We start from the raw sequence: 22,512 nt of genomic DNA on the forward strand, positions 1-22,512 counted from the left end.
TTTTTCCGTATCCTGCTCAGGCTTTGCTGGGTGACCCCCAAGTAGGAGGCAATATAGGAGAGCTTGGTCCTATGAAAAATACCAGGATATTGTTTGATGGGCTTTCGATATTATATAATGTGGCTACTGCTGTGACCTTGATATTAGCAATACTGAGACTAAAATGAAAAGGATGTACTATGTAAAAAGGCACCATGCGATTTTCGCAATTGGCCAATCATTCTGATTTTTCAAAAACCTGAACCTGTTGCTTTTTTACCATAGGGTAAAAAAAAAGATTCTTATACAAATTAACTTGCACTTAAAAGAAATGGCTGATTGATAGCCATAAAAACACTCAAATATGAAAGTCTTGGTGCGAAATGATTTTTCTCAAAAGTCTATGAATAACCCTAAATTGGGCAAAGAAATATCGACAAATTTGAAGTTGGAGTTGAGAGAATTCTTTGTTACCCCAATGTCATTGAATTGGAGGCTGCCGATGATGAAGCTTCACCACACATCATCTGCAGTTTCCGAAAAAAGGAAATCATATCAACTGTCTTTGGTCGGTAAGACTAAAATACACTCAAGAGCATTGGATTTATTAAATCCAATATTATTTGCTGCACGAATAACTCCGATCTTGGCCTATTCAAAAAACCGACAAGTAATTTGAAATTGGGCTTGGTAAATCATTGTTAAATGTGATACTGTCAAAAAACTATTGATATAAAAACAATTAAAACCTAATACAATGAAAAATCAAATTTTAACAACAGCAACAAAATCCATCAAGTATTGGTACGTACCCTTGATTATGGGACTTATTTTCTTAGGAACGGGAATATATACTTTTATGGTTCCCTTGGAATCTTATTTGACCCTCGCATTACTCTTTGGCATCTCCTTTCTGGTTTCAGGGATTATGGAAGTGGTTTTTTCCATAGCGAACAGAAAACACATTGAGAATTGGGGATGGTCCCTTGTATCTGGTATTCTTTCCCTGGCCATTGGTATATTGCTCATCATGCGCCCCGACATTTCACTACTCACCCTGCCCATCTACGTGGGCTTCTGGGTATTTTTCCGGTCAATTATGGCTATTGGGGTTTCCATAGATTTGAAACGTTTCGGTATATTGGATTGGGGTAATCTTATGTTAGTAGGTGTGTTTGGTCTAATGTTTTCATTTTTTCTGCTCTGGAATCCGCTGTTTGCGGGAATTACTATTGTGGTTTGGACGGGCTTGGCTCTTATTTCAGTTGGAATTTTCGGCATCTATTTCGCATTCAAGCTTAAGAAGCTAAAGAAAATGTTTTCGTAAGAACTTTTCACACGAAGTGAAAAAAGTCTTTGATTGATTGGTGAACGGCCAGTTTGAATATCCCTATGAAGATGAATAGTGATGCAGGGAATTGATTAATTCAAGCTGGCCCTGCCATTTTATAATATTGGCCATCTCTTTCTCGTTTTATCCTTCGAGTCACTTCAACCCTATGGGTATAATCGATTTCGTAGATTTCACTTAGAGTAAAGGGCCCATCTTTTTTTCAGTTCATAGGAAAGGGCCACCTATGGGCATTCGCCAAACTTATCCAATTAGAAATACTCTTTTGAAATATCATAGGCCCAATAGGCCACGTTCATGAAAGATTTTATCTTTTCGGCAATTAAGTACAAATTAGAATAATGAATAAGCTTAGGAAATAGCTTTTACTGGTTCCTCATTTTCTTATTTGTAAATTTGGTTTGAGGGAACCGATTACATCTATTTTTTTTTGAACATGGATAGCACAATATAAAAGCCTAGTACAGCTGAGAGCAGAAAACCTACAGCGCCTAACACAGGAACGCCGTACACCTTAGGAGGGGCGTCGGCCAAAACCAAAATGGCTGATCCTATGGATAATGCCGCAATGATTATGGCGAAAACCAGGCGGTCTATTAATTTACTTGAAATCGATTGAAGTCTCGAAATGTCACTGATCTGATGCTTTACCACAAGTTTGCCATCCTTTATCTTTTTTATGATAATTCCAAAATCTTCGGGTAGGGTGTCCATAAGCTGCTGGACATTCTTAATTCGCTCCAAATTCTTTGTAAGGATTTTCTTGAAACCGAATTGTCGCTTCTGGATATTGTTGACGTACGGACGAAGATTTTTGGTGATGTCAAAGTTGGGATCCAGTTTCAGTCCAACGCCTTCAATCATAACAATACCTCTTATCAACATATAAAAATAATGAGGGAGCACAACTTTGTTTTCATGTAATATTTCCTTGAGATTGGTAAGGACGGGTCCTATACGAATGTTCTTTATGGCAGTATCGCTAATACTTTCCATAAATATATATAAATCTTGATCCAATTTTTGAAGGTCTTTGATGTCTGTCTTTACTGCCAGTTTTTCCAAAAGGAAGACAATTCTTTTCGTATCCTTTTGCAGGAAATAGACTAGTAGTTCGCTAAGCAACTCTCTGTCCTTTGGAAGGATTACTCCCATCATGCCAAAATCCAAGAAACTCAATTTCCCCATTTCGTGCAACAGAAAAATGTTACCCGGATGGGGGTCTGCATGAAAAAAACCATGCTCCAATACTTGCTCCATATAAAGGTCAACGCCCACATGGGCCACCTGGACGGGATTAAAACCTTGGGATTTGAGCTCCTCAATTTCCGAAATCTTTATACCCTCTAAATATTCCATACAGATTATTCGGTCATTACTTAGATGGACATGTACCTGGGCCACGTAAATGGACTCATTGTCCTTAAAATTCCGTGCAAACTTCTGGGTGTTCTCTATTTCCCTTAAATACCGTAGCTCCTCTTTTATGCTTTTTTCAAAAGTGGATACCAGTAGAACTGGCTGGAATGATCGCATGGTACTGCTATACTTTTCTAGATTTCTAGACACATGCTTCATGATAAGTAAGTCAGCCTCGATTACTTTCCGTATTTTTGGACGTTGAACCTTAAGGATTACCTCTTGCCCATTTAATAGTTTTGCACGGTGTACTTGTGCTAGGGAAGCCGCTGCCAGCGGTTTGTGTTCAATACTTTGAAAGTGTTCGGAAATAGTAATATCCAGTTCTTCTTCAACGGTTTTATAGATGTCAAAATTGTCTAATTTGGTGGCCTGATCTTGTAGTTTTTCAAGTTCGAATATCAATTCCTGAGGAATAAGGTCTTCCCTATTGCTCAAGACTTGTCCAAGCTTCACATAAGTGGGTCCCAGTTCTTCTAATACCATACGTATTCGCTCAAAATTTGAATAAGTAAGGGTTTTTTCGCTATCTGGATGAGATCTCAGAAACTCTTTTGGTAACAATTTTTTAATCCTGCTGTTCGCCAAAATGTCCTCAAAGCCATATTTGGTAAGCACACTGAACAGTTGGCCGTACCTTTTAAACTCTTCTTTTTTTATTTTTTTCGTAATCCCCATTTTGTCTTATTTACTTTTAATCCTACACTAAAATAAATCCCGCCTTAATAGATTTGAACCTAATAATGGGCAGTATCTGAAGATGCTTTTTCGCATAGTAGAAGGAGCTTTCAAGTTATTGATTTATCTGGTGAAAAAACAAAAGCTTAAATAAAATATCCTAAATCAATTTGGATAGCAGTGATTTGTCTAAAAACCCTTTGCAAAGGGAAGTAATTTACCTTAGGATAAAAAAAGTGTTATTAAATGGTCATAACTTGTATACTAAAATAAGGGCAATTCTCTTGAATGGAAAAATTAACGAATATTATAAACCATGTTTAAACACAATACGCTGAAGTCATTTATTTTTCTTTTACTTAACTTCATGAACCACATAGGGTGGGGGCAGCAACAGGAATACAAACTGCTTTCGAATGACCGTGAAATTGGCCGAATGTTGGTTAACGGTACCGAAGAAAAAATTGAAATTAACAGCGAGGTCAATATTAAGATTTTGGCTAAGGCAAAGGTTAGCTATGCTCTAAAAAGCAATTATGATGATGACGGTCTTGTACAAAGCAGTGTGATTACATATTTAAATGGCAAAGAGCATTCCAATACTAAGATGATTGCCCAAGGTTCTGGCTATACCATGACAAAAAATGGCAAGATCCAACCAATTGATGGGAAAAAAAAGTATACGGGTGCAATGTTATACGTTTTGGAGCCTAAGGATATAGCTTATGTTCTCTCTGAATCCGATGGACTATTGCGAAAGGTGGAGAAAGTAGGAAAACATCATTATAGGCTCATCCATCCAAAAAAGAAAAGTCAAGTGCAAGAGTTCATGTATAAAGATGGAGTACTGATTGAAGCCATGATAAAACATCCCTTCAAAACATTTCATATCCTAAAAAAATGAATATCGAGGAATGCTTAGTTTTTTGGCCTTAAAGGTAAGATTAACTTGATTCTTTCCTCAAATAATCAACAGTTGGAACTGCTAATTTTGTGGGTTGTTTGTACATCTGCAAAAGATTAAGAACATCTTTTGATATATCAGTAGATACTTTAAGTCCAATTTCCTTTGCGAAGTTAGCGGTAATTGCGTAGTCATGTGTCCATCTTCCTTCTGTGAGCATTTTTGAAATTTCCTCGGCCTTTTCCTCACCATAATTATGGGTCATCAGTTCCTTGATTCCAGATTTCAGCTGGTCGATTGATTTTTCCGCCATATCAGCCAAAACCAATGTTTTATCATCAATATGGTCAATTGATTTTTCTTTCTTTAATTTTACCAGAGAAGGGGCCGGCATATTGGCAAGTTGTGGATCCACTGGGCCAAGGACGGCATGAGGACTCATGATAATTTCATCAGCTGCCAATGAAATCAACGTACCTCCTGACATTGCGTAATGAGGTACTATAACCCTGATTCTGCCCGGATGTTGTTCAATTGCTCGTGCTATTTGCATTGCCGCTAAAACAAGCCCTCCTGGCGTATGTAGTACAAAGTCAATTGAATCTTCCGGATTTGTGGTCCCGATGGCCCTCAATACTTCCTCAGAGTCTTCCAAATTAATGTATTTAACCAAAGGAAAGCCCAAAAGGGCCATGCTCTCTTGACGATGTATAAGAGCTATAACCTTTGATTTCTGGTCCCGCTCGATTTTTTCAATTAAATTTTTCCTACTATTATTGAGTAATTGCCTTGTAATGACCGGTTGCAATGCTGAAATGATAATAAAAATCCAAAATAATCCTGTATAGCCTTCCATATTTACTGAATTATAACTTTCTATAATAAGGGTATTCGTGAAGATATCCACGACTTTTTTTTCCGACAAATAACCAATGAATCAAAATGCCAGCAATAAACCCTCCAATATGCGCCCAAAAAGCAATACCGCCTTCTGTTGGTTCGGTTAGAATTTGACGACTTCCACTAATAAATTGACCAAAAAACCAAAAACTAAGATATATAAAAGAGGGAACATATACTATGGGTATAATCCATGGGATTAGAAAAACAATCTTACTTCTAGGATAAAGGACCATATAAGCACCCATTACACCTGAAATTGCCCCCGACGCACCTATTGTTGGGATTGCAGAATCTATATTGAAAAAAATATGGATAACCCCGGCCAGGGCTCCACAAATTAAATAAAATAAGAGATACCTCCAACTTCCCATTCGGTCTTCGATATTGTCTCCAAATATGTACAATGTCCACATATTGCCTATTAAATGACCGAGACCGCCGTGCAAAAACTGACTGCTTAGAAGTGATAACCCCAAAATAGGTAATTGTTCATATGAACCAGTCCCTAAAGTTTCGGAAAATTGGATGGGTACTACGCCGAAAAATTGCATAAGCTCAACTAACTGGCTTTCAGTGAGACTTGCTTGAAGCAAATAAACGCAAATGTTCAGTCCTATTATCGCCCAGTTCATCCAACTGAAACTCTTAACGGGAGCTGTATCGGTCAATGGAATCATATTCTTTCGGTTTTTACAATATCAATTGTAACTATTGCATCTTGTAATTCCTTGCACATCCATTCCAAGAAAATATCCTTAACATGGCTTTTGAAATTAGGAACCAAAATTCGAGCGTTGTTTTGTATTGGAAATACAATGTATGAAATATCATCCTAATACTGTAGTGGCAAAATTTAAATTTTCCATTTTCATTAGAATAGAGCGGTTTTTAGATTAATTTGAGTAAAATCAATTTTAAAATTGTCATACTTTATTTATATTGAAAATACAACGGATATGTAGTGATTTATCTTTGACAAGGTATATAAAAAATGATTTTACACACTTATGTACAATCCCTTTTCACTCATTTTTTTGCCATCTTTGTATATCGCTCAATGGAAGTTTTAAAAATTATCTATTAGGCCTTATATAGTTAGAAAAATAATATTTCATGGACGCCATGGGAAAAAGGATAATTGGGTTGACTCTTAGTGGAGGAGGTGCCAGAGGCTATGCCCATATTGGGGTATTAAAGGCGCTTGAAGAAGCGCAAATGTTTCCCAAAATTGTTTCAGGGACCAGCATGGGTGCGATTATCGGAGCTCTTATTGCCAATGGCTACTCGGCTAGTGATATTGGAGCGATGGCCAAAAATCGCAGACATGGCAAGATTTTCCATATCAGAGGCGTATGGGACGGCATTTCGTCGCACAAACATGTGAAAACCATTTTAGAAGCCCTGCTTCCGACCAAATTTGAGGATTTAAAACTACCAATCTATGTATCAACAACAAATCTGGACAGAGCCCAACACGAAGTCTTTTCGAAGGGTAATTTGATTGATGCCATACTGGCATCAATTTCCATTCCGTTGGTGTTTAAGCCCATTTTCATTAATGGATACCGATATGCGGATGGAGGTCTTGTGAAAAACCTACCCGCTTCTTCCATTAGGCAGCATTGTGATGTATTGATAGGCTCTCATGTCAATCATTTGAATGAAGGGTTCAAGGCCAATAACGTAATTAATCTGTTGGATAGATGTATGAGAATCGCCATTGCCAATACGTTATCCCATGACAAAACTTTGTGCGATATTTATATAGACCCCAAGGGTGGGGGTTCTTATGGTGTTTTTGATTTTTCTATCGTCGACGAAATTATCGATTTTGGGTATCAAGCGGCAAAAAAAGAACTAATTAGCTCGGGATCTGAGTTATAAGGAAGCACCTTCATGTTCATAAAACTGTTTCTTGCTCTAAACCCAAGCAACCTTACTAAACAGCTTCCATATTTACACTATCGCTTAGACATTATAGATTGAAGAGAAACAATCTCATGGAGTTCCCAGGTTGGCAATAAAAATGGAATGGGTGCTCAATACAACTAAATTGTTGCCCAATATGCCTTTCCCACGAAATCTGCCCGGAGCGAATCGAGATATTGGGTGTATTGTTACACTCAACCCGAAGATGAAGAGTAGAGTAACCCTGAAACCCAAAAAACAGAGAACGATAACAAGTTATAATAGCGAAAAGTATTGTCCGAGGAAGATTTTGTATTAGTTTTCAGCTAGAGGACGCTATAGTTCATAAATATTTAAAAAATAGAGCAAATCCATAACATTATAATTAAGTAAATACCACAATTCACATGAGGATTACACTAACAGTATTGACATTTTCTGTCCTGACGCTATTTATCGGTTGCCAACAACCCAAAACCGAAACCAAGGAAACGGGTTTTTCCCAAAGCGACATTGAAAAAGTGTATAAGGCTGCCCCTGAAGGCGTGCATACCCGATGGGTGAGTTCCGAGAACAGAAAAGGCGAGAAGGGCAGGGGTGGCATGACCAATAAAGGAGCCAAGGGTGATGCCTTCAGCATGATCGGCCCAGGAGATACCTTGGTCATCTTTGACCAAAAAGGACCGGGCATCATCACCAAGATATGGGCCGCCAACTCTTTTGGATGGAATCAAGAGAACCGAAGGAAAGTTAGTATAAATATGTACTGGGACAATGCAGCCAAACCTGCTGTATCTGTTCCGTTTACCGACTTTTTTGGAATTGGCCTTGGGCTTATGCGGCCTTTTGAGAATACCTTTTTTTCTATGCCGGAAGGCCGTTCCTTTAATTGTTCCGTACCCATGCCCTTCCGTACGGCTGGTAAGGTGGAAATTGTCAATGAATCGGACGATTTCCTCATGTTCTATTACAAAATCAATATGGTAACCTTACAAAAACTGGATGATGACACTCTCTATTTCCATGCCTATTGGAACAGGGATATGGCCACTACAAAAGGAGTAGATTACGCCATTTTACCCAAGGTAAACGGACGAGGACGGTATTTGGGGACCAACATCGGGGTCATCGGTAATGAAAGTTACAAAGGTACATGGTTTGGTGAGGGCGAGGTAAAAATATATCTGGATGGCGATGAAAAATTTCCAACCTTGGTAGGTACAGGCACAGAAGATTATATTGGTACAGGTTGGGGACAGGGCGAATTTGATAACCGGATACAGGGCAGCACGGTTTCCAACAAGGAACACGACCTTTATACCTTTTACCGCTTTCACACCTATGATCCGGTATATTTTCACGAGGATTGCAAAGTTACCATTCAGCAAATCGGGAATACCAACAGGGAAAATATGGTAAAGCTCATTGAAAATGGAGCTGACATATCCGCTGTTTGGTCATATGTGCATGATGACGGCTATGAGGCTGCCAAGAGGTACTTGGATATGGACAATCCGCCCAAGGCAACCGATGCCGATTTTCCAGGAAATATGTCAAACAACTTTTACAGGAGTGATGACGTCTCCGCAACCGCCTATTTTTATTTAGACAAGCCCGAATCTGGTCTGCCAGCATTGCCTACCTTGGAGGTAAGAACAAAACACATAACGGATAAAGTATACAGAAAACTTGAAGAGCTTAAATAAAGGGTTGTTCATTGGCAAATAATGGAAACACGCTACTAAAAGAATCAAAAGTAACCTGCACTTTTTCGAAAAGCTGCTGGAGATGTTCTCTTCATTTGGGAAAACACCTTGGTTAAATGGTAGCGGTCCGAAAAACCGCATACTTCGGCGATGGTATCGATGTTCGTGTCGGTGTAGAGGAGCAGATTGCTGGCCTTTTCTATCCGTATTTGGCGCAGATACATACTGGGACTTTTCCCGGTACTTCTTTTGAACATCCTTGAAAATGAACCTGTTGATATGGAGAACCTTGAAGCCAAACTGCTATCGGTCAATTTGCTGTGCATATGCTTTTCCATAAAATCGATGATTTGTCCTATATATTGGTTGGTATTTCCAGAAAAAGTGGCTTCTGGGAGGATTTCATTAACGGCGGACAGTGCAAGATTATACACATCTAAACTTTCGTTTTGTCTAAACTCTTTTGTGCCCTTAACAAGTGCATCCACAATTTTGGACAGGCCAGATGAAAATTCTTGGGTCATCCGTATGGCATAAATCCCAGGGTCGACTTTGTCATAATTTCTGCCCAGGGTAAAATGGATAAAAAAATGGAGGATATGGCCCTTCTCCAAATGTTCCTGCTCCTCTTGTTGAGAGCCAATCCTGCCACATTTAAAAAAATGAGGAGAACTTGTCACAGGCCTTTGATTCTCTATTCCAGCAGAATAGGGGGTGTGCGGTGGGATGATGCAGACCACATCCGGAGACAGGTATATTTTCTTCTTATAATAAATGTAGGCACCTTCGTTTTTGTTCCAGTACAGACGCCAAAAGGGAAAGGACAAGCGCTGGCCGTTCCAAATCTCAAACCACCAATACCGGCAACATAAGATTTTAAAGTCCAAAGGTTCAAACTGCTGTTGGGTATCGGAGGGGTCACCACTAGGCGATAGGTTGTCAATAATAAGCGTGGACATAAAATACTAAAATATACACAAAATTAGTCAATTTTGACATTTGCCTTTTCATTACTTGAGCCTATATTTGATGTAATTGACCAGATGGAACCGATAAATGGTTCAAATGCACTTTAACTTAAGATTGGAAATAATGATAAAACGTTTTTATTAGCTGTTGTGTTCAGTTTTGCTTCTGGGGGCTTCATCTCTAGAAAAAGAAAAAAACCGTAATTAAAACGGATGAAATAAAGGGTTTTACCTATTGCTTAAGCGGGTATGAGTCCTATGGTTAGCAGCCTTAAATCAGTGTGGATATAATAAATCTACAAACCGGGTGAGCCGCTTAAGGAAATATGTTATGCCTCATCAGTCAAAACGTCTGGGCAGTCATTTTCGGTACAAGTGGCCGATGTAGTTAGCTTGGAAGCCAAGGTTAGTGCCACACATCCCGGATGGAAGAAATACAGGGCCTTCAAATTGGATAAATCGGATTTCCCGAAATAGGTTTTTATTCCATAGCGGTAAGGCCCAAAACCAAGGTAAAAAAAGAATTGTTTCACTTGACATGGTTACACGTAGAGTGATCTGAGGATATTTCCCTCAATAAGATAATCTTTGGCTAAGCGATTAAGGAAAGTAAGAAACTAAAAGAGACAATAATGTTAAAACGAAGACTTATCCTTTTGGGGGTACTAATGCTGTGGACGGCACCTTCCATGGCCCAAGGAAACAAAACCAAAGTCACGTTTCAATCCCTTTTGGAAGAAATGGTAGATAGAGAAGCCTTGACCAAACACCCCAAAGGATTATGGACGTTACATCAGGTAAGCAGTTACGACAAAAGGGCCGATGACGGAGATATGTTCGCCAATGAAGATTGGAGCAACTTCTATGGAAATGAAAAGTACAACGGCAAGGATGTGCAGATTATTATGGATGTAAAGGGCCCCGGAGCTATAACCCGAATATGGATGACCGGTGACCCCAACGCCAAACATGCCTTGCGTTTTTTCATTGACGGAGCCGAAATACCTTTTTGGGAAGCAGACCATGTAGGTGCCTTGATTGGCCAGAATGCCGAAATTGGCTATCCCCTTTCCTTTAGATCTGTAGACAGGGATGACCTGCCTATTAATAAGGGAGCGAAACCCGGTCATAATCTCTATGCGCCCATCCCTTTTGAAAAAAGCATCAAGATTACCTACGAGGGGCCCAAAGAAAAGAAAGGGCCCTTTGAAGGGCTCTTCTGGAACATCAATTATCGGCTTTATCATGGCAAGGTAGATGTTGAAAGTTTTAATAGCGAGACTCCAAATAAGTATGCTGCCACTTTAAAAGCTGTCAATGATAAACTAGAAAAATTTCAGTCAATTTCCACCTTTGACGCTAAAATGCAAGGTGAAGCTGTGGAAAACAAAAATTGGTGGGGTGAAGTTATTGGCGCAAAACAGGCGGTCGATATGTCCATAAGAGGTGCAAAAGCAATAAATAGTTTACGGGTTTATCTAGACGCGGAGGACATTGACAAGGCTTTACAGGAAATGTTGCTACGGATAAGTTTTGATGGAGAGGAGACTGTTATATGCCCTTTTGGACTGTTTTTTGGGTCTGGAGACCAGGCTGTACCTGCCAAAGACTATTATAGAAAGGTCGATGAAGGAGCGAATATGGCCTCATTTTGGTTAATGCCTTTCAAAACTAACGCTAAAATCAGTTTTGCTAATACTACGGACAAACCGATTAAGGTCAACTACCGTGTTTCTACTACTCCCTATAAGTGGGTAGAAAACTCCATGTATTTCCATACGATGTACAAGGAAAGACCAAACTTTCAAGTGGAAGCTGCCAAAGGGTTGGATTTGGAATTTTTAAAGATAGATAAAGGAGTGGGCGTTTATGTTGGCGATACCTATCAAATATACAAACCATTTGGGGTATGGTGGGGAGAAGGTGATGAAAAAATCTATATCGACGGGAGCAAATTTCCTGATCATTTTGGCACGGGAACGGAAGATTATTACGGCTATGCCTGGGGGCATCCCGAATTGTACAACCATGTATTCATTTCGCAGCCCATTGGGGATGCCAACACGCTCAAGGGTCCTGGAATCACCGTAAACTCCAGGGTAAGGTTGTTGGATGGAATCCCATTCAGTAAATCGTTGGATTTTCAAATGGAAAAATGGGGATGGACAACCCGTACGGTTGACATCAAATGGGCTACGTTTTGGTACCAGAAATAGGATCGACCCTTACAAATGAGGCAAAGGGGCTTCGTATGTGTTTTATCCATTTGATAATTCGATAAACCAAAGAGCTATTAATTCAAAAAAAGCCGATAGCAAATGAGTATGAAAAATTCGAAAAGAAAAGTGGTTCAGTGTTGCATTTCAGGGATGATATTGGTGATAATGGCATGCCAACCCAAAACCAAGGATGAAAACCAACAAAAACATGTAATGGAGAACCAAGAACCAACAACAACGACCTACGAGAACGATGTGGCCTTTATGAGTAAACATATTAAAATCATTGAATTGACCAATGACGAAAACAGTAGTAGCATAGCCTTGTCCCCTGCGTTACAGGGCCGGGTGATGACAAGTACCGCGGGTAATACCGGATCCAGTTATGGTTGGATTAATCGGAACCTGTTTGAATCGGGTGAGACTTCGCCCCATTTCAATGCCTATGGGGGTGAAGAGCGTTTTTGGTTGGGCCCCGAAGGGGGGCAGTACTCGATCTTTTTTAAAAACGGAGAGAAGTTTACATTGAACAATTGGTTTACCCCTAAATTAATCGATTTGGAGCACTATAAAGCTGAAAGAAAATCAGACCAGGAAGTGGTGTTTACCAAAAAGGCTTCGTTGACCAACTATTCGGGCTTCACCTTTGATTTAGAAATTGAACGCAGCGTTAAAATACTGTCCAATACCGAAATCATGGGACACTTAGGACTATCTTCCATCCATGGTGTCCAGACCGTGGGTTATACGACAACCAACCTCCTAACCAATACGGGCGATGTCCCTTGGAGCAAAGAGAATGGCCTGTTGTCCATCTGGCTGTTGGGCATGTTCGCCCCATCCCAGACTACCGCGGTCATGATTCCCTATCTTACCGATGCGGAAGGCGGATCTGGTAAAGTGGTAAACATTTACGAATCCTTTGGGCAAATACCGGATAGTCGTTTGATAGTCACCCAAAATATGATTTATTTCAGGGCTGATGGCCAGTACCGAAGCAAAATTGGCCTATTGCCCAGCCGGGCCAAGGATGTGCTTGGGGCCTACGATGCCAAAAACGGAGTACTGACCATAGTAAAATACAACAAGCCCAATGGGATTACCGATTATGTAAACTCAACTTGGGAAATTCAAGAAGAGCCCTACGGCGGTGATATGGTTAACTCTTACAACGATGGTTCTCCCGAACCTGGGGCCAAACCCCTCGGACCCTTTTATGAGTTGGAAACCTCGTCGCCCGCTTTGGCATTGGATGTAGGAGAAAGTGGGAAACATGTACAAACGACCTGCCACTTTGAAGGGAATAAAGCCACCTTGGAGGAAATTGCATTAAAAGTATTTGGGGTTTCCCTTGAAGGGATTGCGCAAGCGTTCAAGTGAGCTGAGGTAATCATATCAAAGAAACAGAATTATTATAGCAAAACAATGAAATCAAAACAAATGAGACCACTATTTATTATTGTTAGTTTTTTGGTAGGCTGTTTGCAAATGGCGGCCCAAACCCCGTTCAATGGTTTAAACTCTAATCTCGGAAACCTTTTTCGGACTTCCGATGCAAAGACCCGTTCCATCAGTCCCGAGAATTTTACGGGAGAAAAAGGAAAAGGGGGCATGGCAAAACTTGGTGAGGGTGCAGCCTCGCACGAGGCCCGGGAATTGGGGCAGGGCTGGAAAGTAAGCCCTTATATTATCATAGAACCCGGGGAGACCTTTACCTTGGCTGAAATAGAAGGTCCTGGAAGTATCCAACATATCTGGATGACCCCGACAGGCAATTGGCGGTTTTACATTCTACGTTTCTATTGGGACGATGAAAAAGAACCTTCTGTTGAAGTACCTGTCGGCGACTTTTTTGGTATGGGATGGGGAGAGTATGCCCATCTCAATTCGCTTGCAATCAGTGTAAATCCAGGCAGGGCCTTCAATTCGTATTGGCAAATGCCTTTTCGTAAAAAATGTAGGATTACCATGGAAAACATTGATGTTGAACCGACCCGCTTGTATTATCAAATCGATTACACCCTAACCGAAGTGCCTAAAGACGCCGCATACTTTCATGCACAGTTCAGAAGTCCTGATGTTGACAAGGACAAAGAGGCCTATACCATTGTTGATGGTATTCAGGGCAAGGGACAGTATGTAGGGACCTATATGGCCTGGCAAGTGAACAACAATGGTTGGTGGGGTGAAGGAGAAATCAAGTTCTACATGGATGGCGACAAAAAATTCCCCACCATTGCAGGTACTGGAACGGAAGATTATTTCTGTGGCTCCTATAATTTTGATGTGGGCGGTCAGTACACCGAATATTCTACCCCATATGCAGGTTTGCACCAGGTAATCCGTCCGGATGGTACTTACAATGCCAACACCCGTTTTGGAATGTACCGTTGGCACATAACCGATCCTGTTAGGTTTGAAAAAGACCTTAAGATAACCATTCAAGATTTAGGATGGAGGAGTGGAAGACGATATCTTAAGCAAGGCAGCAAAATATCATCGGTGGCTATTTGGTACCAGATGGAACCCCATAACAAATTTCCTGAATTGCCCACTAAGGATGAATTAGAAATTAGGTAATATTTATAACCATAGGCGAAATAACCGGTTGGCTCTAACAAGGACTTGGCTATTGCATTGTATGTTCGGGAGTCCTTGCCGACCATATTGGGTTTTGACCTTAGGCGAAGTATGTCCTTATGACTTTTCACTATGAAGGATTCCCCCGATGTTTTTGGCGATTTTTTCAAAGAAATTTTGCAAAAGGACCAATGAAATCCTGTTGTTCAAGAAAACAAATGGGAACAAGTTGTTTTAGCAGCATATTTTATAAACTCTAGACAGGTTTGCGTAAAAAAGGAAATTGTAGATGAATCATACAAGACAATTAATCTCTAAGTATATGAAGTATCTCATTAAATGCCATATCATTCGGTATGTATTTATTTTTTCTGCATTCATGATGATGGATTCCTGTACCACTGAAAATCTACAAATAGGTACCATTGCCATTATTCCCAAACCTCTTGAGCTTAGTGAGAGTGAAGGGTATTTTGTCATCAATTCGGCAACAACGGTTGGAGTGCAAAATGAAGGCCAGAAGGTAATTGCCGAGTTTTTTTTCAAATCGTTTGAATCTGTGTCGGGATGGAGTCCCAAAATTCTAGAAGGAGTGGGAGACATCCAATTTGAACAGGATGATAACTTAGAAGAAGAAGCCTATTCCATGCAAGTGACCAAGGAGGGTGTAGCTATCAAAGCTTCTTCTGGGGCGGGGTTCTTTTATGCCTTGCAGTCATTGAAACAATTGCTTCCTGTATCTTTTTATTCGGGAAAAAGGCAAGATAACGTAGCTTGGGGGATTCCGGCTGTGACCATCAACGACCAACCTGCTTTTGAATGGAGGGGCTATATGTTGGACGTCTCGCGGCATTTTTTTGAAATTGAAGATGTGAAAAAAGTAATCGATTTCATGGCGGAACTTAAAATGAACCGTTTCCATTGGCATTTGACCGATGATCAGGGCTGGAGGCTCGAAATAAAGAGCTATCCCAAACTTACCGAGGTTGGTGCTTGGCGTATGGACTATACCAACTATGATGAAACCATATCGAACTGGTTTGGGCGACCGGTACAACAACCGGGCGAGACCCCAACCTATGGGGGCTTCTATACCCAAGAGCAGGTCAAAGACCTGATTGCGTATGCCAAGGAACGCTTTATTGAGGTAATACCCGAAATAGATATGCCCGGGCATGCCCAGGCCACCATTGCCGCATACCCGGAGCTCGGCTGTGTAAACGCCTCATCTTATGTAGCCACTGGGGGTGTATCGGGCAACAATACCTACAATCCGGGAAAAGATGAAACCTTTGTGTTCATAGAAAAAATGCTGAACGAGGTCATGGATTTGTTTCCCTATGAATACATACATATCGGCGGTGATGAGTGCAATAAGAGCCAATGGAAAGTAGACCCTCACGCGCAACAAAGAATGAGAGAAGAAGGCCTTGCCAATGTAGAAGAGTTGCAGAGTTATTTCATTAAGCGTGTTGAAAACATCCTGAATGAGCATGACAAGATTATGATTGGGTGGGACGAAATTCTTGAGGGGGGATTGGCCCCTAATGCAACCGTCATGAGTTGGAGGGGCGAAGAAGGAGGTATCGTTTCGGCCAAAGCGGGCCATGAAGTGATAATGACTCCCAGCAACTATACCTATGTCGACTTAAAACAAGGTCACGATGATTTGGAACCCAATTTGGGCTATTCCGAACTGTTGCTTTCAACAGCTTATAATTATCAGGTTATTCCTGACGCACTCACTAAATATGAAGGTAGACTTATAAAAGGAATTCAGGCGAATATGTGGACAGAATCCATTAGCGACTGGAGCAAGCTTACCTATATGACCTTTCCCCGTCTCTATGCAATCTCCGAAACCGGATGGACAGACCATGAAGCCAAGGACTGGGATGGGTTTACCGATCGTTTGCAGACCCAATTCAAACGTTTGGATGCCCAAAAGGTGCGCTACGCCACCAGTGCCTTTAGTCCATGGATTGATCATAAAGGCATCGGAAAGGAAATTGAGATTAGTCTAAAGACGGAGGTCAACGGTTTGGATATCCATTACACCTTGGATGGTTTGGAACCCACTCTGCAGTCCCCAAAATATGAAGGGCCATTTAAAATCAAAGAAGGGGAATTTGTTACGGCCCAATCTTTCCAAAACCGAGAGCCCATAGGTTACGTTGCAAGTTTAAACTTCCCTATCCACAAAGCGGCAGGACTGGGCAGAGGTAGTAAAGCTTTTGAAAAACTCACCGATCTCAATTATGGTAAATTGACCGATTTGGATCCTAACTGGGTTCATTTTCATGGGGAGATGGACATAAACTTCGAAACGCCCACAGAGCTTAGTGAGCTCAGACTTACGGCGCTTCGCATGACTATTCTTGGGATTTATCCACCCGAAGTGGTGGAGGTATATGGGTCATCAGACGGAAAGACCTTTACCAAACTGGCTGAAACCGATCAAACCAACACCAGTCACATTCAAGGACGCAACAAAATATCCACCACGGTAACTTTTGCCCCCAGCAAAGTAAAGGCAGTGAGAATAAAGGCTAAGGCGGTCAACCCCATTCCTGAAGGGCATCATAGGGCAGGGGCCCAAAGCCGGATATGGGTGGACGAGGTACAATTGTATTAGCGGTTTTTTGGTCGTATAAAAATAAAATACCTCGGGGCAGTTACTGGGTGAAGCTGAAGTAGTTAAGTCTTGATTATCACTTAAAATTAAAATACAGATTATTATGAAAATAAAACGCACCAAATTACGGCTTACGGCACTTTCGTTTCTGTTGATTGGGTTATGGACAAGTGCCCAGACTTATGAGGCCAACTGGGAATCATTGGACAAAAGGCCAGTGGCGGATTGGTTCGAGGATGCTAAGTTTGGCATCTTCATCCACTGGGGGCCCTATTCCGTCCCTTCATGGTCTCCAAAAGGAACCTATGAAGAGTGGTACCTGGAATGGTTTACCAGTCAATCCATTTTTGGCAACGGCCAATTTACAGGACAGGAAATTCCGGAATTCCATAAGAAGACTTATGGCAAGGATTTCAACTACATAGATTTTGCCAAAATGTGGAAAGCAGAACTGTACGATCCCGAAAAATGGGCTTCCTTGTTTAAGCGATCGGGAGCTAAATATGTGGTCTTGACCTCCAAACACCACGACGGCTTTACCCTGTGGCCCAATAAACACGCCACCCAATCCAGGGGATATTTGTGGAACAGCGTGGAAACCGGTCCTAAAAGGGATTTGGTGGGAGAATATGTTCAAGCCATGAAAAAAGAAGGCTTAAAGGCAGGACTGTACTACTCCTTATACGAATGGTACCACCCTTGGTATAAGGCTGGACTTGACAAATTCGTGACCGATTACTACCATCCCCAGTTTAAGGATTTGGTCACCAATTATAAACCCGATTTAATCTATGCTGATGGCGAATGGGAAAAGGATGACACCTATTGGAAAAGCACGGAACTACTGGCCTGGCTGTTCAATGAATCGCCGGTAAAAGAGTATGTGGTTATCAATGATCGCTGGGAAAAAGACCAACGTCATAAACATGGGGGCTATTTTACCACGGAATATCTTAGGGAAGAAGTAAGGTTCAACAAACCCTGGGAGGAAATACGTGGCATGGGACTTTCCTTTGGCTACAACCGCAATGAGGATATCGAAGATTACAACACCCCCCAAATGCTTATTTTGATGTTGGCCGATATTGTGAGCCAAGGTGGCAACCTGTGTATTAACGTAGGGCCAACGGCAGCAGGTAAGATTCCGGTAATTATGCAAGAACGTTTGCTGCAGATCGGCGAATGGCTAGCGGTAAACGGAGAGGCTATTTATGGAACCCGCAAATGGAAAAAATCCTATCAATGGTCCAAAGGAGGTCGAGATTTTGAGCTATTAAAATCTGGACAAACCTATGTTGAGGGAGATTATATTTTAAGACAGACCGTGGACCAACAACAAGGGAAAGCGGTGAAGGAATTGTTTTTTACCTCCAAGGGGAATGACCTCTACGCCATTGCGCCCAAGTTTCCCAAGGGCAAACTTATTATATCAGGGGTCAAACCTTCCAAAAATACCAGAATAAGCCTTTTGGGACATGACTCCGATTTGACATACACCGTAAAAGGTAAAGACCTTGTAATTCAGGTACCTGTACTTTCCCATGAAGAAATACCTTGCCAATATGCTTGGAGCTTTAAAATTTCTAATGTTAGGTAGTCGGTTCAATTATCATTTAAGCTACTAATATGCATTTGGTATAGGGTATAAAAATGATAAGGGTCAAAAAAACATCTTTAGTGTTTAACTATTTTGTAAGGAAACCGATTGGAATTTATCCGTTTTGGAAGACAATCTATAAACGTAATATTAAATATGCAAAACATAGGATTGCTTGAATGGAATGGGTAGCCAGTTTAAGTTTTGTAAGGTTATTCTTTGAGTTAGTCAAGGTTTAGCATTAAGCATCGATGTTCAGTATCGGTTTTTTCATGATATACATGGTTCCATGGTTCTTTATATGTAGAAACCGTATTCGTGGCAACCTAATACCCAGAGCACTAAAAAGCAAATGTCAGTACCGAGCCTTTTTGTAGGAAACTTATTTTTTGAGAGGAATACAAACAGTATAGGAATCATTCTTAAACTTGGCGGTCACCAACAGTATTTTAGGTTGTCCATTTTCAACATGGACAAATGGTCGTTCCATACGTTCTGGCTCAAGCATAGAACCATCTTCCAATTTTAATCTTTTGGTAGTAACTGTGCCATACTTGGCCTTTCCCCAATTTGTCCCATCGCTCGAAGTTATCAAACCGATATAGGTATGCGCATGGAACACCCCATAAAACCTCTTCCGTTTGACATCATACCATATGGACATATCCTCCGTATCCATATAATCAATTACGGGTTTTGGCTGCATCTCAAATGGCCCCAATGGCGAATCGGAAATTGCAACCGCCTGATTGCGGATAAATCTTTTCTCATTGGGTTTGTCCCCTTTGACAACCAAGTGGTACTTCCCCTCATTATCCCTATCAATAGCTGGGTTCACAGTAAGAGTGGTAATGGGACCTGATGGTTCGATTAAGGGGTGTTCCAATCGCTCCCATGGTCCATAAACGGAATTGGAGACCGCGACACCTGTGCGTTGATTGGGACGAAGAATTTTCCAGTTTGGGTGACTATAGCCAACCTGGGAGGTCTCCACCAGATCCTGTTCCGTATAATCCTTAGAACCCATGTTGGTCGCTATGTAATAAAGGTAAAACTTGCCGTCGAAGAATTTAATTTTAGGGTTGTGGGCGGTTATGGCATCCCAGTGGCCTTTCCCATGCCCTTTCAGTTCCGTGCGAAGGTATTTCCAAGGGCCATCGGGACTTGTAGATGTGGCATGTGCTATCTCTGAATGGGTCAGCCATCCATAAAAACGATATTCCTTTTTCCAGCGCGAATAGAACAGATGGTATACCCCTTTAGAATCCCTGTAAATGGAACCTCCCCAGTTATAATAGCCCTCGGTAATCAGAAAGTTGTCATCTACCAATTTTGGAATTTTGTTACTTAGGTTGAGTTCATCACCATTTTGTTGCGCTTGAGTTCCAAACCAAATAACACTTATTACAAATAAAAGATGTACTTTTTTCATTATTCCTTGGGTGTACTATGGATTTGAGCATCCTGTGAAACTAATTTTGTTGTCTATCATTGGTTCAATGGTTATTTTGCCAATTGGGCCCATTATTCCATTTCGGTTCAGGGGTGGCGTTGGGATTTAATAGATTGAAATAGCCAATGTTCCTTTCTCCATAAAATGGTAAGAACTCCTCCAAGCGTTTAAGAAACCTATCATAGGATTTTAATGTTTGATCGGTCCAGGCCGCCTCTGAAATCGCAGTTAGCCGGGGCCATACCATAAAATCCAATCGTTTTTCGTTCGCAATCCTTTCTGTCCATATACATGCCTGTATTCCTACTATCGGATTGTTAATCGGTATTTCTACATCCAACGAATCAGGAAAATGGTAAGCCTGAACGGCATTACCAAAGGCACCGTCCCACTTCCTGCCATATTCATGGGTGTCATGTTGCACAAAATCCAGGTACAAGGGAATTCTTGGACACAACACCGTAGGGTATCCGTTTTGTATCATCCTTGTCAGAACTTCGGGCTTGTCATGCCTCCACCAAAAGACCAAGGATGAATTCCTGTTTATCCCCGAACCGGAAATCTCGTCCCAACCTGCTATTTTTTTGCCCATTGTCCCCAGGGAATCCGCAATTCGGTTCAAAAAGTAATATTCCACACCCTTTAAATCCTTAAGATTTTTTCGCTCCATTAATGACATTACCTCAGCGTCGTCCCACCAATGTGCATTCGCAAAATGTACCTCATCACCACCGATATGGATGTATTCCGAAGGGAACATAGCGGCAACTTCCCTCAAAATGTCAGCCAAATAGGAATAAGTATCCTCCTTACCAGGGTTAAAAGTGAAATCTGGATGTTCCTTATTTCCCCCACCGGAAAACTCCGGATAAGCACGATTGGCCGCCGACGCATGACCGGGCATATCAATTTCCGGAATTACCTCTATTTGACGGGCGGCAGCGTAGTCCACCACTTCTCTAATCTGTTGTTGTGTGTAGAAATTGGCATTTAAACTACTATTGCTCCAATCCCCTATTGATCCAACTTGAACGAGTTTTGGGTATGCTTTTATTTCGATACGCCATGCTGGTTCATCCGTCAGGTGCCAATGAAATTTGTTTAGCTTATGTTCGGCCATCAAATCCAACAATTGTTTGACTTTTTCTAGACCGAAAAAGTGACGGGATTCATCTAGCATCAGCCCCCTCCATGCGAAACGAGGTGTATCCTTTATGACTCCCATTGGTAACGCCCAAACCCCATCCTCCTTATAGTTGGCCCAAATGAGCTGTTTCAATGTTTTCAATCCATAGAATACCCCTGATGGCGAAGGTGCGCGCACCTTAATACCATTGGCTTCTATTTCCAGTATGTACCCTTCATCTGAAAGATTCAAAGTTGAATCAATATCAAGTGCCAACAATCCTTTCTCGGAACCAGTGGATTCCAAATTGACTTTAATGTAAGGGGCCGCTTCCATGGCAAAAAAAATAGCCACATCGCGCAAACCTTCATCACTCAATTCCAGATTAAGTTCTTTTTTGGTAAAATAACCTCCCTCTTTCCAATTCACTTCATTGGGCCAGGGAACCATCATTTTAGTTGTTTCATAAACGATATCATTGCACGAAAACGATATCAGCGCCACAAAGAGCACTACAATAAAAGTCATCGACCGATAAACCATCTTGTAAGATTCAAAAGGCTGCTCGTTTATGTATGTTAACATTTTTCCCTTGCGCATTTGCCAGACAGTTTTAATGCAAAAATCCATTTCGATATGCCCAAGGCCAAATGGTTTTTTAAGCGAATTTAGCGATTTACACGATTTTATCAAGACAGCGATTATTTTTCATATTGATTTACGCGAGGGTAACATAGCAAAGGGTTATTTCAAAAAATTACCGATAAGTTTCTAAAGATTTTTTGTCCTTTCTTTTTCAATCTCTACCAAGCTCGTTATTTCACTTATATCAACAGTTCATATCTTTTGTCAAAATGGTAATTGATAAGCTTCTAATCACCTAACCTATCCAAACTGGATGTAACTATGACTAGACTGTTGGGTACGCAATTGTTGGTTTACCACCAGGTTTACAATGTACGGACTACCGCATAAATTGCCTCGGTCAGTTTCGATAGTTCCTTTGACGAAATACTATAAGGGGGCATAATATATACCAATTTGCCAAAGGGACGAATCCAGACCCCTTTTTCTACAAATAGGCTT

At 41.0% G+C, this 22,512-nt stretch carries 15 protein-coding genes; 9 read left to right on the forward strand and 6 right to left on the reverse strand.

Annotated features, from left to right (window positions below; genetic code table 11):
• Positions 1 to 736 precede the first annotated feature (736 nt).
• A complete protein-coding gene (locus Q0993_RS17635) occupies positions 737 to 1,306 on the forward strand; it encodes an HdeD family acid-resistance protein (protein ID WP_299535554.1) in 570 nt (189 codons plus the stop codon).
• A gap of 444 nt (positions 1,307 to 1,750) precedes the next feature.
• Here Q0993_RS17635 and Q0993_RS17640 read toward each other — a convergent pair whose 3' ends face one another.
• Positions 1,751 to 3,427, reverse strand: coding sequence for an AarF/ABC1/UbiB kinase family protein (locus Q0993_RS17640; RefSeq protein ID WP_299535557.1), 1,677 nt, complete (start codon positions 3,425 to 3,427; stop codon positions 1,751 to 1,753).
• Between the two features lie 367 nt (positions 3,428 to 3,794).
• Here Q0993_RS17640 and Q0993_RS17645 point away from each other — a divergent pair, with 367 nt between their 5' ends.
• Entirely contained in the window at positions 3,795 to 4,331 is a 537-nt protein-coding gene (locus Q0993_RS17645; RefSeq protein ID WP_299535559.1) for a DUF6134 family protein, read from the forward strand.
• 40 nt (positions 4,332 to 4,371) lie between these two features.
• Here the strand turns inward: Q0993_RS17645 and Q0993_RS17650 are convergent, their stop codons facing one another.
• The gene (locus tag Q0993_RS17650; protein WP_299535560.1) at positions 4,372 to 5,187 is read right to left on the reverse strand and encodes an ATP-dependent Clp protease proteolytic subunit; all 816 of its coding nucleotides are present in this window, start codon (positions 5,185 to 5,187) and stop codon (positions 4,372 to 4,374) included.
• 10 nt (positions 5,188 to 5,197) lie between these two features.
• Positions 5,198 to 5,911: a rhomboid family intramembrane serine protease gene (locus tag Q0993_RS17655; RefSeq protein ID WP_299535562.1), complete on the reverse strand. Its 714-nt coding sequence runs from the start codon at positions 5,909 to 5,911 to the stop codon at positions 5,198 to 5,200.
• Positions 5,912 to 6,347: 436 nt separating this feature from the next.
• Between Q0993_RS17655 and Q0993_RS17660 the strand changes: the two genes are divergently transcribed.
• Entirely contained in the window at positions 6,348 to 7,118 is a 771-nt protein-coding gene (locus Q0993_RS17660) for a patatin-like phospholipase family protein (RefSeq protein ID WP_299535565.1), read from the forward strand.
• A 431-nt stretch (positions 7,119 to 7,549) separates the two neighbouring features.
• Positions 7,550 to 8,848: a glycoside hydrolase family 172 protein gene (locus Q0993_RS17665; protein WP_299535567.1), complete on the forward strand. Its 1,299-nt coding sequence runs from the start codon at positions 7,550 to 7,552 to the stop codon at positions 8,846 to 8,848.
• Positions 8,849 to 8,892: 44 nt separating this feature from the next.
• On the opposite strand, the gene Q0993_RS17670 is transcribed toward Q0993_RS17665, so the two are convergent.
• Positions 8,893 to 9,807, reverse strand: a complete 915-nt coding sequence (locus Q0993_RS17670; RefSeq protein ID WP_299535569.1) for an AraC family transcriptional regulator — start codon at positions 9,805 to 9,807, stop codon at positions 8,893 to 8,895.
• Positions 9,808 to 10,448: 641 nt separating this feature from the next.
• On the opposite strand from Q0993_RS17670, the gene Q0993_RS17675 reads away from it, so the two are divergent.
• From Q0993_RS17675 to Q0993_RS17695, 5 genes are all read left to right on the forward strand, one after another.
• Positions 10,449 to 12,032, forward strand: a complete 1,584-nt coding sequence (locus Q0993_RS17675) for a glycoside hydrolase family 172 protein (protein ID WP_299535572.1) — start codon at positions 10,449 to 10,451, stop codon at positions 12,030 to 12,032.
• Positions 12,033 to 12,140: 108 nt separating this feature from the next.
• Positions 12,141 to 13,415 (forward strand): DUF6786 family protein, encoded by a 1,275-nt coding sequence (locus tag Q0993_RS17680; RefSeq protein ID WP_299535576.1) that lies wholly within the window; start codon positions 12,141 to 12,143, stop codon positions 13,413 to 13,415.
• Between the two features lie 60 nt (positions 13,416 to 13,475).
• Entirely contained in the window at positions 13,476 to 14,615 is a 1,140-nt protein-coding gene (locus Q0993_RS17685; protein ID WP_299535578.1) for a glycoside hydrolase family 172 protein, read from the forward strand.
• Positions 14,616 to 14,937: 322 nt separating this feature from the next.
• Complete coding sequence (locus tag Q0993_RS17690; protein ID WP_299535581.1) at positions 14,938 to 17,250, forward strand: family 20 glycosylhydrolase; 2,313 nt, start codon at positions 14,938 to 14,940, stop codon at positions 17,248 to 17,250.
• Positions 17,251 to 17,353: 103 nt separating this feature from the next.
• Positions 17,354 to 18,847 (forward strand): alpha-L-fucosidase, encoded by a 1,494-nt coding sequence (locus Q0993_RS17695; protein WP_299535584.1) that lies wholly within the window; start codon positions 17,354 to 17,356, stop codon positions 18,845 to 18,847.
• A gap of 382 nt (positions 18,848 to 19,229) precedes the next feature.
• Here Q0993_RS17695 and Q0993_RS17700 read toward each other — a convergent pair whose 3' ends face one another.
• Together Q0993_RS17700 and Q0993_RS17705 are read right to left on the reverse strand one after the other, a co-directional pair.
• On the reverse strand, positions 19,230 to 20,279 hold the full coding sequence (locus Q0993_RS17700) for a glycoside hydrolase family protein (protein WP_299535587.1): 1,050 nt from the start codon (positions 20,277 to 20,279) through the stop codon (positions 19,230 to 19,232).
• Between the two features lie 64 nt (positions 20,280 to 20,343).
• Positions 20,344 to 22,026, reverse strand: coding sequence for a beta-N-acetylhexosaminidase (locus Q0993_RS17705; RefSeq protein ID WP_299535590.1), 1,683 nt, complete (start codon positions 22,024 to 22,026; stop codon positions 20,344 to 20,346).
• Positions 22,027 to 22,512 lie beyond the last annotated feature (486 nt).

The organism is Ulvibacterium sp. (assembly GCF_028285715.1).
Lineage (GTDB): Bacteria > Bacteroidota > Bacteroidia > Flavobacteriales > Flavobacteriaceae > Ulvibacterium.